The sequence below is a fragment of the Streptomyces sp. NPDC005302 genome, from assembly GCF_040607345.1.
Taxonomy (GTDB): Bacteria; Actinomycetota; Actinomycetes; order Streptomycetales; family Streptomycetaceae; genus Streptomyces.
This window is the reverse complement of record NZ_JBEXGN010000016.1, coordinates 151,327-166,038: the sequence shown is the minus strand read 5'-3', so window position 1 is coordinate 166,038 and position 14,712 is coordinate 151,327. Positions and strand designations below refer to the sequence as shown.

General features: G+C 73.3%; 13 protein-coding genes. 6 read left to right on the top strand and 7 right to left on the bottom strand.

Features of this window, described 5'->3' with window-relative positions; translation table 11 throughout:
* Positions 1-30 precede the first annotated feature (30 nt).
* Entirely contained in the window at positions 31-999 is a 969-nt protein-coding gene (locus ABZT74_RS23625) for a DeoR/GlpR family DNA-binding transcription regulator (RefSeq protein WP_355865550.1), read from the top strand.
* Between the two features lie 56 nt (positions 1,000-1,055).
* On the opposite strand, the gene ABZT74_RS23620 is transcribed toward ABZT74_RS23625, so the two are convergent.
* Together ABZT74_RS23620 and ABZT74_RS23615 are read right to left on the bottom strand one after the other, a co-directional pair.
* Entirely contained in the window at positions 1,056-1,601 is a 546-nt protein-coding gene (locus tag ABZT74_RS23620) for a helix-turn-helix domain-containing protein (protein ID WP_356437861.1), read from the bottom strand.
* Positions 1,602-2,321: 720 nt separating this feature from the next.
* Positions 2,322-4,094 carry a biotin carboxylase N-terminal domain-containing protein gene (locus ABZT74_RS23615; protein ID WP_355865547.1) on the bottom strand — a complete coding sequence of 591 codons (1,773 nt, stop codon included), beginning with the start codon at positions 4,092-4,094 and terminating at the stop codon, positions 2,322-2,324.
* 354 nt (positions 4,095-4,448) lie between these two features.
* Here ABZT74_RS23615 and ABZT74_RS23610 point away from each other — a divergent pair, with 354 nt between their 5' ends.
* Complete coding sequence (locus tag ABZT74_RS23610; protein ID WP_356437824.1) at positions 4,449-5,009, top strand: hypothetical protein; 561 nt, start codon at positions 4,449-4,451, stop codon at positions 5,007-5,009.
* 27 nt (positions 5,010-5,036) lie between these two features.
* Here ABZT74_RS23610 and ABZT74_RS23605 read toward each other — a convergent pair whose 3' ends face one another.
* Complete coding sequence (locus ABZT74_RS23605; protein WP_355865541.1) at positions 5,037-5,657, bottom strand: nucleoside triphosphate pyrophosphatase; 621 nt, start codon at positions 5,655-5,657, stop codon at positions 5,037-5,039.
* Positions 5,658-5,721: 64 nt separating this feature from the next.
* Entirely contained in the window at positions 5,722-5,850 is a 129-nt protein-coding gene (locus tag ABZT74_RS23600) for a hypothetical protein (RefSeq protein ID WP_266616068.1), read from the bottom strand.
* A gap of 203 nt (positions 5,851-6,053) precedes the next feature.
* On the opposite strand from ABZT74_RS23600, the gene ABZT74_RS23595 reads away from it, so the two are divergent.
* Entirely contained in the window at positions 6,054-7,193 is a 1,140-nt protein-coding gene (locus ABZT74_RS23595; protein WP_356437821.1) for an SGNH/GDSL hydrolase family protein, read from the top strand.
* A gap of 9 nt (positions 7,194-7,202) precedes the next feature.
* On the opposite strand, the gene ABZT74_RS23590 is transcribed toward ABZT74_RS23595, so the two are convergent.
* Both ABZT74_RS23590 and ABZT74_RS23585 read right to left on the bottom strand, forming a co-directional pair.
* The gene (locus tag ABZT74_RS23590; RefSeq protein ID WP_355865535.1) at positions 7,203-7,412 is read right to left on the bottom strand and encodes an acyl-CoA carboxylase epsilon subunit; all 210 of its coding nucleotides are present in this window, start codon (positions 7,410-7,412) and stop codon (positions 7,203-7,205) included.
* Positions 7,413-7,444: 32 nt separating this feature from the next.
* Positions 7,445-9,046: an acyl-CoA carboxylase subunit beta gene (locus ABZT74_RS23585; protein WP_355865532.1), complete on the bottom strand. Its 1,602-nt coding sequence runs from the start codon at positions 9,044-9,046 to the stop codon at positions 7,445-7,447.
* A 135-nt stretch (positions 9,047-9,181) separates the two neighbouring features.
* Between ABZT74_RS23585 and ABZT74_RS23580 the strand changes: the two genes are divergently transcribed.
* Both ABZT74_RS23580 and ABZT74_RS23575 read left to right on the top strand, forming a co-directional pair.
* Positions 9,182-10,048: a biotin--[acetyl-CoA-carboxylase] ligase gene (locus tag ABZT74_RS23580; RefSeq protein ID WP_356170915.1), complete on the top strand. Its 867-nt coding sequence runs from the start codon at positions 9,182-9,184 to the stop codon at positions 10,046-10,048.
* Between the two features lie 722 nt (positions 10,049-10,770).
* On the top strand, positions 10,771-12,153 hold the full coding sequence (locus tag ABZT74_RS23575; RefSeq protein WP_356170911.1) for an adenylate/guanylate cyclase domain-containing protein: 1,383 nt from the start codon (positions 10,771-10,773) through the stop codon (positions 12,151-12,153).
* A 50-nt stretch (positions 12,154-12,203) separates the two neighbouring features.
* On the opposite strand, the gene ABZT74_RS23570 is transcribed toward ABZT74_RS23575, so the two are convergent.
* Positions 12,204-12,908, bottom strand: coding sequence for a hypothetical protein (locus ABZT74_RS23570; RefSeq protein WP_356437818.1), 705 nt, complete (start codon positions 12,906-12,908; stop codon positions 12,204-12,206).
* Positions 12,909-13,862: 954 nt separating this feature from the next.
* Between ABZT74_RS23570 and ABZT74_RS23565 the strand changes: the two genes are divergently transcribed.
* The gene (locus ABZT74_RS23565) at positions 13,863-14,702 is read left to right on the top strand and encodes an enoyl-CoA hydratase-related protein (RefSeq protein WP_356170905.1); all 840 of its coding nucleotides are present in this window, start codon (positions 13,863-13,865) and stop codon (positions 14,700-14,702) included.
* Positions 14,703-14,712: the final 10 nt, after the last annotated feature.

Genomic DNA, 14,712 nt, shown 5'->3' with positions numbered 1-14,712 from the left:
CAGACGGTCGTTGGGGTTACTGTCAGTTTCGTGTTCGCTGCAGAACGTCGCCAATTGATCCTCGAAATGGTGCGAGCGAATGGGGCCGTGTCGCTCCGTGAGCTCGCCCGCGTCGTCCAGACCTCCGAAGTGACCGTACGGCGGGACGTGCGCGCACTGGAGGCAGAAGGACTCCTCGACCGCCGGCACGGCGGTGCGGTATTGCCGGGCGGGTTCACGCGAGAGTCCGGCTTTCCGCAGAAATCACATCTCGCGACCGCCGAGAAGACGGCCATCGCCGATCTTGCCGCGGGTCTCGTCGAAGAGGGCGAGGCCATCGTGGTGGGGGCGGGCACCACCACACAGGAGCTGGCCCGCCGGCTCGCACGGATCCCCGGCCTGACCGTCGTCACCAACTCCCTTTTGGTGGCCCAGGCGTTGGCCCATGCCAACCGTGTCGAGGTCGTGATGACCGGCGGCACGCTGCGCGGTTCCAACTACGCCCTGGTCGGATCGGGTGCCGAGCAGTCGCTCCAAGGGCTGCGCGTCTCCCGGGCGTTCCTCTCCGGGAGCGGTCTGACCGCCGAGCGCGGGCTCTCCACGTCCAACATGCTCTCGGCGTCCGTGGACCGCGCTCTGGTCCAGGCGGCCGCGGAGGTGGTGGTCCTCGCCGACCACACGAAGCTCGGCGCGGACACCATGTTCCAGACCGTGCCGACCGACCTGATCACCCGTCTGGTCACCGACGAGCCGCCCGCGCACGACGACCGCGCGGCCACCGAACTGCAGGCCCTGGCCGATCAGGGTGTCCAGATCGCGGTGGCCGGGTCATCGGCATCGGGCGGTGCGGGAGGGGACCCTCTCCCGGCGGGGCGCCAGCAACGCCGGGAGGTACCCCTCCCGGGTCCGCGCCGCGGTCAGGTCGGACCGGGCTCGGGGCCACAACTACGCAGCGCGACGGTGATGGGGGACCAGCCCCCGGCCGAAAGGGCACGGGTGGCCGACCTCCGACGCCGCTGAGCGGTGCCGGCGGTCCGTGGAACGGACAGCGGGGCAGCTTTCCCGCCCCGTCCGGCTCATGGCCTCAGACCACGCAGTGTCAGGTTCAGCAGACGGTCGGCCAGTCCGGAGTCGTCCGGGGTTTCCTCCGCCGCCAGCGCGATCGCGTTGGTCAGCTGGAGGAGGTCACCGATCGACACGTCGGCGCGTACGGCCCCCGACTCCTGGGCGCGGAGCAGCAGGGCGCTGCCCGCCTCCCGCATCGGGCCGCTGCACCGGGCCAGATGTGAACCGTCGTCCCGCGCCGCCGACATGAGGGCGCGCGCGAGTCCGCGGTACTCACTCGCGTGTGTGACGATCGCGCGCAGCCAGTCCACCAGGGCGGTGCACGGCTGCGGGGCGTCCAGCAGTTCGCGTGAGCGGCTCAGCAGGTCGCTCACGGCCTCCTCGAAGACCGCGCTCAGCAGCGCGTGCCGGTTCGGGAAGTGGCGGTAGAGCGTGCCGATCCCGACGCCCGCGCGTCGGGCCACGTCCTCCAGGGACGCGTCCGTGCCGTGTTCGGCGAACGCGGACCGTGCCTCTGCCACCAGGCGTCCGTAGTTGCGTCGCGCGTCCGCGCGCATGACGCGTGGCGTCGCGGCCGTTTCTCCGGCGGGCCCGGACATGTCCTCTGCACCGGCCCGCTCCTGTGCGGTCGCGCCGACCATCGCTTCTCCCTGACCTCTGCCGCCGGATCCGACTCCCGTCGTCCGGCCGGTCCCAGCATGCCACCGGCCGTCGTCGGACGGGCCCTCCGGCCGCGCCCGCGGCACGCGTCCCCGGGGCTTTGCCCCCGCTCCGGGCCCGGCTCGCGGTTGCTTCTCTGCTGGGCGCCGGTGGGGGTGGGGCGCGCAGTTCCCCGCGCCCCTGAGAACCCCGCCCCCCGGGGTGTATTGGGGCTTCGCCCCTGGGCCCGGCTCCCGGTTGTTGTTTGCCCGGCGGCCGGTGGGGGGGGCGCGCAGTTCCCCGCGCCCCTAGGGGGCCTCCGGTGTCTCTTGGGGCTTCGCCCCCTGCGTCGGCTTCCGGTAGTCGGGTGGCTGCCCGCCGGTGGGGGTGGGGCGCGCAGTTCCCCGCGCCCCTGAGAACTCGGCCCCCCCGGGTGCTTTGGGGCTTCGCCCCTGGGGCCGGCTTGCGGTTGTTGTTTGCCCGGCGGCCGGTGGGGGTGGGGCGCGCAGTTCCCCGCGCCCCTTGGACCCCCCCGGCGCTTTCCTCGGGTTTCCGGGGGAACGGGCGGCGCCCGGCGGGTCGCGGGTGCGGGTCGCCGGGCGCCGGGGTGAGCCGGGTGGTCACCCGGTTCGCTTTGTTCAGTCCTTGATCTCGCAGATCGCGGCACCGGAGGTGACGGACGAACCGACCTCCGCGAGCAGGCCCTTGACGGTGCCGGAGCGGTGCGCGTTCAGCGGCTGCTCCATCTTCATCGCCTCCAGGACGACGACGAGGTCGCCCTCCTTGACCTCCTGGCCCTCCTCGACCGCCACCTTGACGATGGTGCCCTGCATCGGAGAGGCGAGCGTGTCGCCGGAGGCGGCCGGGCCGGACTTCTTCGCGGCCCGGCGCTTGGGCTTGGCGCCCGCGGCGAGACCCGTACGGGCCAGGGACATGCCGAGCGAGACCGGCAGCGAGACCTCCAGGCGCTTGCCGCCGACCTCGACGACAACCGTCTCGCGGCCCGGCTCGTCGTCGGTCTCGGCGTCGGCCGGAGCGGCGAACGGCTTGATCTCGTTGACGAACTCGGTCTCGATCCAGCGGGTGTGGATCGTGAACGGGTCGCTGGAGCCGGTGAGTTCGGGAGCGAACGCCGGGTCCGTGACGACCGCGCGATGGAACGGGATCGCCGTCGCCATGCCCTCGACGTCGAACTCGGCGAGCGCACGCGAGGCCCGCTGGAGCGCCTGCTCACGCGTGGCGCCGGTGACGATCAACTTGGCGAGCAGGGAGTCCCAGGCCGGGCCGATGACCGAGCCGGACTCGACACCCGCGTCCAGGCGGACACCGGGGCCCGAGGGCGGCGCGAAAGTCGTGACCGTGCCGGGGGCCGGCAGGAAGTTGCGGCCCGGATCCTCGCCGTTGATACGGAACTCGAAAGAGTGACCCCGCAGTTCGGGGTCGCCGTAACCGAGTGCCTCGCCGTCGGCGATACGGAACATCTCGCGGACGAGGTCGATGCCGGCGACCTCCTCGGTGACCGGGTGCTCCACCTGGAGACGGGTGTTGACCTCCAGGAAGGAGATCGTGCCGTCCGTGCCGACGAGGAACTCGACGGTGCCCGCGCCGACGTAGCCGGCCTCCTTCAGGATCGCCTTCGAGGAGTCGTACAGCTCCTGCACCTGGGCGTCCGAGAGGAAGGGGGCCGGGGCCTCCTCGACCAGCTTCTGGTGGCGGCGCTGGAGGGAGCAGTCACGCGTCGACACGACGACCACGTTGCCGTGGGTGTCGGCCAGGCACTGCGTCTCCACGTGCCGCGGCTTGTCGAGGTAGCGCTCGACGAAGCACTCGCCCCGGCCGAACGCCGCGACGGCCTCGCGGACCGCCGACTCGTAGAGCTCGGGGACCTCTTCGAGGGTGCGGGCGACCTTCAGGCCGCGCCCGCCACCGCCGAAGGCGGCCTTGATGGCGATCGGCAGGCCGTGCTGCTCGGCGAACGCGACGACCTCCTCGGCGCCCGAGACCGGGTCCGGGGTGCCGGCCACCAGCGGCGCTCCGGCGCGCTGCGCGATGTGCCGGGCGGCGACCTTGTCACCGAGGTCGCGGATGGCCTGCGGCGGCGGACCGATCCAGATCAGGCCCGCGTCGAGAACGGCCTGCGCGAACTCGGCGTTCTCGGAGAGAAATCCGTATCCGGGGTGGATGGCGTCCGCACCCGAGTCCTTGGCGGCCTGCAGCACCTTGGCGATGTCCAGGTAACTGGTGGCCGGGGTGTCACCGCCCAACGCGAACGCCTCGTCCGCCGCACGGACATGCAGAGCGTCCCGGTCCGGTTCCGCATACACGGCAACGCTCGCGATCCCGGCATCCCGGCACGCCCGGGCCACGCGGACAGCGATTTCGCCACGGTTGGCGATGAGCACCTTGCGCACGATGGCTCCCTCCTTGAAACAAGCCGAGTTTAGGGACAGCCAACACGACGTTTCGACCCGTCCCCAGTGGTGAGCTTGCCCACACGGAGCGTGATACGAGGCTCGCCCGACCCGCGAAATCCCTTGTCGCACCGCAGCACGCGGGAGTCCTTGGCTGAACCCTAGCCCTCCGATGTGGCCAAGGTCTCTGTGGCTCCGTGCTGCGGCCCACATCGATTCTTTGTGGAGTCCCTACGAATGGCCCAACGATTCTTTGCCCTCGGCAGAACCCTTGTCCCGGGGTTTACCCGTTAGTAGCGTTCGGGATGTCTCGAACGTACTTGGGGTAACAGCACGCGGAAGTGGGTGGGACCGGTGGTGCGCAGACCGGTGGCATGGGTGACGGCGCTCGTGCTCTTCGCGGAGGCGATCGGCATCGCGCTCCTCAACTGGTTCCTCGGCGTGGTCGTGGACCGTCAGGACATGTCCCTGGCGGGGCTCGACTCCGACACGATGGCGGTGTCGTCGAAGATCGGAGGCCTGGTCTTCGGCCTGTACTTCGCCGCGTGCGCCGTGTCCGCGCTGCTGGTCGGTGTGCGCGACCGCGCACCCGGTCTCGTCGGGCGTGTCCTGCTGATCAGCGCCGCGGTGGTGCACGCCCTGCTGGGCGCCTTCACGGTGGGTCTGGTCGGCTGGGGCGCCTTCGCCTTCATGATGATCGGGCTCGGGCTGATCGTGTTCACCCTGCTGGCGTACGACCGCCGGGGGACGGGCCCGGTCGACGCCGTGCCGCCGGGCGGCCCAGGCGGCGACGAGGGCCTCGGCCACGGGAGCGGTGCCGGACAGGGCGTCGATCAGGGAGGCGCCGTCGACCTGGGGAAGCGTGCCGACGGGGGACCCGCGGTCACCCCGCCCCCCGCTCCCTCGGCCTCCTGACCGGGCGCCCGCCGCACGCCGGGTGCCCTACTTGTCCTGGGGCGCCCACAACTCGGTGATGCCCACGCCCAGTTCGGCGAGCAGCTTGCGCACCAGCGGCAGCGAGATGCCGATCACGTTGCCGTGGTCGCCGTCGATGCCCTCGATGAACGGGGCCGACCGGCCGTCGAGCGTGAACGCGCCCGCCACGTGGAGGGGTTCGCCCGAGGCGACGTACGCGGCGACTTCCGCGTCCGTCGGCTCGCCGAAGCGGACGACGGTGGACGCCGTGGCCGACACCCAGCGCTTGCTCGCCGTGTCCCAGACGCAGTGCCCCGTCTGGAGCGTGCCCGCCCGGCCGCGCATCGCCTTCCAGCGGGCGGTCGCCTCCTCGGCGTCGGCGGGCTTGCCGAGCGCCTCGCCGTCCAGGTCGAGCACAGAGTCGCAGCCGATCACCAGCGCGCCCTGGACCTCCGGGCGGGCCGCCACGACGGAGGCCTTCGCCTCGGCCAGCGCGCGGGCGAGTTCGGCGGGGGTGGGCGCGGTGACGGCGTCCTCGTCGACCCCGCTCACGATCACCTCGGGGGCGAGTCCGGCCTGCCGCAGCAGGTTGAGCCGGGCGGGGGACTGCGAAGCGAGCACGAGACGGCGGCGCGGCTGATCGGTCATGCCGTTCAGGGTATCGGCGCCGATCGGCCCGCGCGCCGGCCGCCGTTCATCCGCTCCCGAGCGCTCAGCGCACGCCCAGCACGATCATCGCGACCACCATGGCCAGCGCCATGAGAACGCCCAGGCGCCGCAACATGGTCTGCATGTCGCGGAGCTCCTTGGGCGGCTCGTTCTCCGGGTCGGACCACAGCATGTCCTCGATCGTGCGACGTCCGCGCGGCCGGGCGCCTGAGTACGCGTACTCAAGTTGCGCCCGCCCCTTGCTCGAATCCGTCTCCCCACCCGCCCGGCTCAAACGGGTCTCCAGTTCCCTTAGTGACGGCGACGCTGCTACAGTCGGGGGCGTAGCTAAAGGGACTCCAGTCCCCTTTAGTCGTCTCGGGAGAGGGAACCGTCATGTTCACCACCGCCTGGACCGCGTCACCCCAGCTCCCCGCGGAAGGCTTCACCCCGAACTGGTCGCGCGAGGGCTTCTGGCGCCAGTCGCTGCGCCAGGCCGTCCGGCTCACCGCGGGCGGCCACCGACTGCGCGTCCGGCTCTCCAACGCGTACGGCGCCTCGCCCCTGCGCATAGCGGGCGCCACCGTCGCCCGGACCGCGGGCGGGGCCGCCGTCGAGCCGGACTCGGTGCGCCGGCTCACCTTCGCGGGGGCCGCCGACACCGAGATCCCGGCACGCGGCGACCTCGTCAGCGATCCCGTCGAACTGCGCCTGGAGCGGCTGGAGTCGGTGACCGTCACCCTGCACCTCGACGCCGTGACCGGGCCCGCCACCTTCCACGCGCAGGCCTTCGCGACCAGTCACCGAGGCGCCGGGGACCGTCTCCACGACGTGGGCGGACGCGGCTTCACGGAGACCACCGAGTCCTGGTACTTCCTGTCCGCCGTCGAGGTCGACGCGGGCGGACGCGGGGACGGGGTCGCGCTCTTCGGGGACTCCATCGTGGACGGCTTCGGCTCCACGCCGGGCGGGAACCGGCGCTGGTCCGACCGGCTCGCCGAACGCATCGGCCGGCCCGTCCTCAACGCCGGGATCGGCGGCAACCTGCTGCTCAACGACTCGGCCTGGTACGGCGAGAAGGGCATCCACCGGCTCGGCCGGGACGTCCTCCGCCACCCGGGCGTGGACACCCTCGTCGTCCTCCAGGGCGTCAACGACATCGGCTTCAGCGAGACGGACGACCAGCCGACCTACCGGCCCGCCCCGGTCGTCGAGACCGACGAACTCGTCGCGGGGTACCGCGGGTTGATCGAGCGGGCCCGCGCCGGCGGACTCCGGGTGATCGGCGCGACCCTGCTGCCCTTCGGCGGCTCCGACCACTGGGGCGAGCACGCGGCGAAGGTCGCCCACGAGGTCAACGCGTGGATGCGCGACCCGGCACACGGCGAGTGGGACGCGGTCGTCGACCTGAATCGCGCCCTGGCCGATCCGGCGGACCCGGACCGGCCGCACCCCGCGTACGACATCGGCGACCACCTGCACCCGGGCGACGCCGGATACGCGGTGATGGCCGAGGCCGTGGCGCGGGTCCTCTAGCGGCAGGGCCTAGCCGGGCCAGTACGTGCGCCCCCAGGCCGTCGCGCCCGGCTGCGGGAGCCGGTGCGCGGCGACCCGGGCCGGGTCGGACCAGGAGTCCCGCGGCCGGGGCGCGCCCGACGGCTCGGCCGCCGCCGCCGCGGCGCGCACCCGGACCACCGCCAGGGCGGCGGCCAGCTCCTCCGGGGTCGGATTGCCCCGTACGACCTTGATCGTCATGTCTGCTCCCAGGGGTCGGGGCCTGTGGCGGTCTAGAGCGGGATGTTGCCGTGCTTCTTCGGAGGAAGGGATGCCCGCTTCGTCCGCAGCTGACGCAGACCGCGGACGACGTGCGCGCGGGTCTGCGACGGCATGATCACGCCGTCGATGTAACCGCGCTCGGCCGCCGTGTACGGGTTCAGCAGCGCGTCCTCGTACTCCTGGATCAGCCGGGCACGGGTGCCCTCTGCCTCGTCGGGGTCCTTGACGGCGGCGATCGTGCGGCGGTGCAGGATGTTCACCGCGCCCTGCGCGCCCATGACGGCGATCTGCGCGGTCGGCCAGGCCAGGTTGAGGTCGGCGCCCAGGTGCTTGGAGCCCATGACGTCGTACGCGCCGCCGAAGGCCTTGCGGGTGATGACCGTGATCAGCGGGACGGTCGCCTCCGCGTACGCGTAGATCAGCTTGGCGCCGCGCCGGATGATGCCCGTGTGCTCCTGGTCGACACCCGGGAGGAAGCCGGGCACGTCCACGAACGTGAGGACGGGCACGTTGAACGCGTCGCACGTGCGGACGAACCGCGCCGCCTTCTCGCTCGCGTCGATGTCCAGGCAGCCGGCGAACTGCATCGGCTGGTTCGCGACGATGCCCACCGGACGGCCCTCGACCCGGCCGAAGCCGGTCAGGATGTTCGGCGCGAACAGCGGCTGCGTCTCGAAGAACTCGGCGTCGTCCAGGACGTGTTCGATCACCGTGTGCATGTCGTACGGCTGGTTCGCGCTGTCCGGCACGATCGTGTCCAGCTCGCGGTCCTCGTCCGTGAGGGTGAGGTCCGCCTCCTCCGGGAACGCCGGCGCCTCGCTGAGGTTGTTGGACGGCAGGTACGACAGCAGCTGCTTGACGTACTCGATGGCGTCCTTCTCGTCACCCGCCATGTGGTGGGCCACGCCCGACACGGCGTTGTGGGTGCGGGCGCCGCCCAGCTCCTCGAAGCCGACGTCCTCGCCCGTCACCGTCTTGATCACGTCGGGACCCGTGATGAACATGTGCGAGGTCTGGTCGACCATGACCGTGAAGTCGGTGATGGCGGGGGAGTACACCGCCCCGCCGGCGCAGGGGCCGACGACCAGGCTGATCTGTGGAATGACGCCCGACGCATGGGTGTTCCGGCGGAAGATCTCGCCGTACATGCCCAGCGCGCTGACGCCTTCCTGGATCCGCGCGCCACCCGAGTCGTTGATGCCGATGACCGGACAGCCGGTCTTCAGGGCGAAGTCCATCACCTTCATGATCTTCTGCCCGTAGACCTCGCCGAGCGCACCGCCGAAGACGGTGAAGTCCTGCGAGAACACGGCGACCGGGCGGCCGTCGACCGTGCCGTAGCCCGTGACGACGCCGTCGCCGTACGGACGGTTCTGCTCCAGACCGAAGTCGGTGGAGCGATGCCGGGCGAACTCGTCGAACTCGACGAAGGATTCTTCGTCCATCAGCAGGTCGATGCGCTCACGGGCCGTCAGTTTGCCCTTGGCGTGCTGCTTTTCGACGGCGCGCTCCGAGCCGGCGTGCGTCGCCTCCTGGATGCGGCGCTGCAGGTCCGCGAGTTTGCCCGCGGTGGTGTGGATGTCGGGGTGGTGCAGCTCTTCCGGCTCGGACATCGGGATGCGGCTCCCTGCCTGCTCTAAGGGGACGTGAGGGGCGGTGCTCAGAAGGGGGACTTGCTACTCATCCGTAGCGTAGTGCTGTGGCTACCGTTCAGCAGTGCGGCGTTTACCACACCTAGGCTGGGTTGCATGACGCCGCAAGATGCTTCAGACGCGCACGACAACCGCTGGTCCGACCTGGGCCGACCGCCGCTCAACGGCGCCGCCCTGCGGCGGGCGCTGGTCCGCGAAGACGGCCTGTGGGCCGACGTGGAGGTCGTGCAGCGCACCGGGTCGACCAACACGGACCTGGCCGGCCTCGTCACCAAGGAGAACGCCGACGAGGGCGCGGTCCTCGTCGCCGAGGAGCAGAACGCCGGGCGCGGCCGGCTGGACCGCCGCTGGACGGCGCCCGCCCGCTCCGGACTCTTCTTCTCCGTGGTGCTCAAGCCGACCGGCGTCCCCGTCGAACGCTGGGGCTGGCTGCCGCTGCTCACCGGAGTCGCCGTCGCCGCCGCGCTCGCGCGCACCGCCGGTGTCGACACCGCTCTGAAGTGGCCCAACGACCTGCTGGTCACCGTGGACGGTGAGGAGCGCAAGGTCGGCGGCATCCTCGCCGAGCGCGCGGGCGCCGACGCGGTCGTGGTCGGCATCGGCATCAACGTCACCCTCCGCGCCGAGGAGTTGCCTGTGCCGGGCGCCGGATCGCTGGCCCTGGCGGGCGCGACGACCACCGACCGGGATACCGTGCTGCGGGCGGTGCTGCGCTCGCTCGAGGAGTGGTACGGACGCTGGCGCGACGCGTCCGGTGACCCCGTCGCCTCGGGCCTCCAGGAGGCGTACACGGCCGCCTGCGCGACCCTCGGCCGTGCGGTCCGCGCCGAGCTGCCCGGCGGCCGCTCGATCGTCGGCGAGGCGGTGGCCGTGGACGGCGACGGCCGCATCGTGATCGCCACGGAGGACGGCGTGCAGGAGCCGGTGGGCGCGGGCGACGTGGTCCACCTGCGGGCCGTCTGAGCGGCGCGGGACGGGGACCCGTCCACGGAGGCCGCACCCACGAGCGCCCTGCCGGCGCCCGGCTCGCCGACGGGCGACCAGTCCGCCGCCGGGCCGCCCAGGCACCGCGCGCTCGCACCCTGCCCGTCCGCGCCCGGTCCCTCCATGAGCGCTGCGCTCGCACTCTGCCTGCGTACGCCGGGCCTTCTCGCGTGGGGTGTGGCCGTGGACGGCGGACACGCGGGCTGCCTGTCCGCGCCCGGTCCCTCCGTGAGCGCTGTGCCCGAACTCTGCCTGCGTACGCCGGGCCTTCTCGCGTGCGGTGTGGCCGTGGACGGCGGACCCGCGGGCGACCTGTCTGGGCCCGAGCTTTCCGCGAGCGGTGTGCTCGCGTCTGCCGGGCTCGGGGGCCGCCTGTCCGCGGGCCGGCTGCCCACGGGCGGTCGGCGCGTCGGCGGGGTCACGTGGGGTGTCGAGGGCTGGTGCTGTCGTGCTTGCGCCGCGGGGACGGTCCCGGGGAGGGAGCGGTTCGGGCGGGCGGGTCCGGGACCGCGGACACGGGTGGTCACCGGTGCCGTACGGCGGGTGTGCGGGGCCCGTGGCGGGCTGGGAAAAGCCGCCGCACAGCCCCTGCGGACACCGTCTCCAGGCAGGTCGCGCCATCGGGAGTGAGCCAGCGCACACCTGCCGTAGAGTTGAGCGCGGTCGATACCTGACCTCGGCAGATCGGAAGGGCAGCAGGCGTGACCGTCGACGACACCGGCTCCGGCACGGGTGCTCACCCTGCCCCCGACGGCGAGCCGGGCCGTACCGCCGGGCCGGTCACGGACGAGAGCTCCGCACGGACCGCCGCGAGCGGCGAGACCGGGCAGGAGGTCCGGCCGGACGACCCCACGGACGCGGATCCCGGCCCCCTTGGCGACGGCCACCGCGGCGAGCCGAGCGGTGTCCGCGAGGACGACCCGACCGACACGCGCGCGCAGGCCAGGCCCGACGGACGGCCCGAGCTGAGGTCGGACGCGCGGCACGAGGCGAACGGCCGGGTGGACGCGCCCGTCGACCCGGACTCCGACGAGGACCCCCTCGCACTGCGCCTGGAGGGGCTCATCCTGGGCGCCGAGCGGCGCTACACCCCGTTCCAGGCGGCCCGTAGCGCGGGCGTCTCCATGGAGCTGGCGTCCCGGTTCTGGCGGGCGATGGGCTTCGCCGACATCGGCCAGGCCAAGGCGCTCACGGAGGCGGACGTCCTTGCCCTGCGCCGGCTCGCCGGTCTCGTCGAGGCGGGCCTGCTGAGCGAGGCCATGGCCGTCCAGGTCGCCCGCTCCACCGGCCAGACCACCGCCCGTCTGGCCGAATGGCAGATCGATTCCTTCCTGGAGGGCCTGACCGAGCCCCCGGAACCGGGGATGACCCGCACCGAGGTCACGTACCCCCTGATCGAGCTGCTGCTGCCCGAGCTGGAGGAGTTCCTCGTCTACGTCTGGCGCCGCCAGCTCGCCGCCGCCACCGGCCGCGTCGTGCAGGCCGCCGACGACGAGGAGATGGTCGACCGGCGTCTCGCCGTCGGTTTCGCCGACCTGGTCGGGTTCACCCGGCTGACGCGCCGCATGGAGGAGGAGGAGCTCGGCGAACTCGTCGAGGCCTTCGAGACCACCGCGGCGGACCTGGTCGCCGCCCACGGCGGCCGGCTCATCAAGACCCTCGGCGACGAGGTCCTCTACTCCGCCGACGACGCCGGTGTGGCCGCCGAGATCGCGCTGCGGCTCATCGAGACGATGGCGAACGACGAGACGATGCCGGAGCTGCGTGTCGGCATCGCCTTCGGCACGGTCACCACCCGGATGGGCGACGTGTTCGGCACCACCGTGAACCTGGCGAGCCGTCTCACGTCGATAGCGCCGCGCGACGCCGTCCTCGTCGACGGTGCCTTGGCGGAGGAGCTGACCCGGACCGGTGACGCCCCCGCCTCGGAGGCCGAGGCCGCGGAGGCTGCGGCCGCCGCGGAGAAGGAGGGCGAGGAACCCCCCTCGTACCGCTTCGCGCTCCAGCCCATGTGGCAGCGGCCGGTCCGTGGGCTCGGTGTCATCGAACCCTGGCTGCTGGCCCGCCGGGACACCGACGCGTAGCCGTTCCTCGCCGCAGCCCACCCCGGTCCGACCGGGGCCGGCCCGTGGGGTCACCCCTGCTGCCCGGGTGAGAGCAGTCCGTCCACGCAGATCCCGACGATCGGTACGCACACGCCCGGCCGGTGCGTCGGCGCCGGTGCCCGGGTGCTCGGGGCCTGCGTCGGGCTGTGGCGCGGAGCCGTCGCGGTGGGAGCGGGGTCCGGCGCCTGCGGGGGCCGGGTCGTGGACGTGTCCGTGGGGATGCCGGTGGCGCCCGGCCCGTCGGTGTCCGGGCCGCCGATGTCCGGGCCGTCGGCGTGGCCCGCCGGGGCGGCGCCGCCCGACGCTGTCGGGGACGGACCGGGAATCAGACTGACCCCCGGGGTGGGGGCCGGACTCTCGCCGCCCATCACGGCGGTCGCCGTGGCGACACCGGGACGCGCGGGCGGCGGTACGGCCTCCACGGTGGTGACGGCGTCGTCCTCCGGGTCCGTGTCCGCGGCGGTGGCCGTCCCGCCCCGTGGCTCCGCGTCCGCGGGCCCGCCGCCTCCGCCGATCCCGGTCATCGACTCCGGCGCCATGCGCGCGAGACTCAGCACCCCTGCCGCCAGCGCGAGTCCCCCCGTGGCGAACAGCACCCGCCGTCGTCGGGGCCTGCGGTGCCGTCCCCGTCCGGAACCCGGGAGCGGGTCGACACCGGCACCCGCGTCTCCGGTCCCGGCCGCGGCCATGGCACCGGGGATCCGCGGAGGCCCGTCCGGCCTGCCCTGGGGCATCGGTACGGTCCTCGGCGCCGGGACGGCTCCGGGCCGCTCCCCGACGGGTCGGCCGCGCGCCGCCGCAACGCCGGCCCGCTCATCGGGGCGCTCGATCGGCTCGGCTCCGTGGGGGGCGGAAACGTTCCTGGAGACTCCCGGGGCGCGGCCTCCCGTCGACGGAACGGCGTCCGGAGCGACCGTCCCGCCGGGCTTCGCGACCTCTTTCGGCGGCCGTACGGTGCCGGCCCCGGCCTTGTCGGCGGGCCGAGGCGCCGTGACACCGGCCGGGCCTCCCGGACCTCGGCCCGTCGGGTTGGCCGTGCCCGTCGCACCGGCCGCTCCCGCTGTCCTCGGTGCCGGAATCCCGCCGCTCCCGGCTTCCCGGGCCGCAACGGAGGGCGCGGGATGTGGCGGCACGGTCATGGGCGGCGTGGCCCACACCTTGGCCGCCCTGCCCGGCTTGTCCCGGACGGCGCGGGAGTCCGGCCCGCCGGGAGCTCCGGCGGCCGGGGTGTCGGCCGCGGGCCGTGCCGCCGCGGTGGTCCTCACGGGCGCCCGTACCGTGCCCGACCCGACGGGGTCGATGGCGCCGGCGGCGAACGATGTGGGGGCGTTCGTCGCCACCCCGAGGGAGGTCGCCCGCACCCAGCGGGCGCGGGCCGGCGCGGGCGGGACCGGTGCGGCCGGAGCCGCTCCGGGCGGTGTCCGGCGTACCGCCCCCGGGCCCGGGCGGGCGTCGCCGGCCTGCGGCGTCTCGCGGTCTGTCATGGCCGTCCCTCCCCGGTGTGCCGATGCCCCGCATGCGCTGTGGCGGTGCGCAGGTTAAGCACGGGCACGGTTCAGGGGTACGGGAGTTGGGCCCGATGTCACCCGAACGAGGAGGTGCGCGACGAAGGGGTGGGTTTCGCCGGACGGCGTCGGCTGCGATGATCGGGGCGTCGATTGTTAACCCGCGTTAACCGGGAGGGTGTCATGGCGGAGCAAGGGGCGGAGCGACCCGCGGACCAGGGCGGGGAGCAGGGTGAGCGCAGGTTCGGCGAGTTCGTCGCCGTACGGCGGCACGGGCATGTCGCCGAGCTCGTCCTGGACCGGCCCAAGGCCATGAACGCGGTGTCCACCGAGATGGCCCGGTCGATCGCCGGGGCCTGCGACGCGCTGGCCGCCGACCTGGACGTCCGGGTGGTCGTGCTGGTTTCCACCCATGAGCGCGCCTTCTGCGTCGGTGCCGACCTGAAGGAGCGGAACTCCTTCACGGACGCCCAGCTGGTGCGGCAGCGGCCCGTCGCGCGGGCCGCCTACACCGGTGTCCTGGAGCTGCCGATGCCGACCGTGGCCGCCGTGCACGGGTTCGCGCTGGGCGGCGGGTTCGAGCTGGCGCTGTCCTGCGACCTGATCGTGGCCGACCGCACGGCGGTCGTGGGGCTGCCCGAGGTGTCCGTCGGGGTGATCCCCGGCGGTGGCGGCACGCAGCTGCTGCCGCGCCGGGTCGGTGCCGCCCGCGCCGCGGAGCTGATCTTCTCGGCCAGGCGCCTGGAGGCTTCCGAGGCGCGGGAGTTGGGGCTGGTGGACGAGCTGGTGGAGGCGGGGCAGGACCGTACGGAGGCGCTCGCCCTGGCCGCCCGGATCGCGGCGAACTCGCCGGTCGGGCTGCGCGCCGCCAAGCGCGCCCTGCGCCTCGGGCACGGGCTCGACCTGCGGGCCGGCCTGGAGGTGGAGGACGCCGCCTGGCGCTCCGTCGCCTTCTCCGGCGACCGCGCGGAGGGCGTCGCCGCCTTCAATGAGAAGCGCACACCGGACTGGCCCGGGGAGTAGTCCGGCCCCC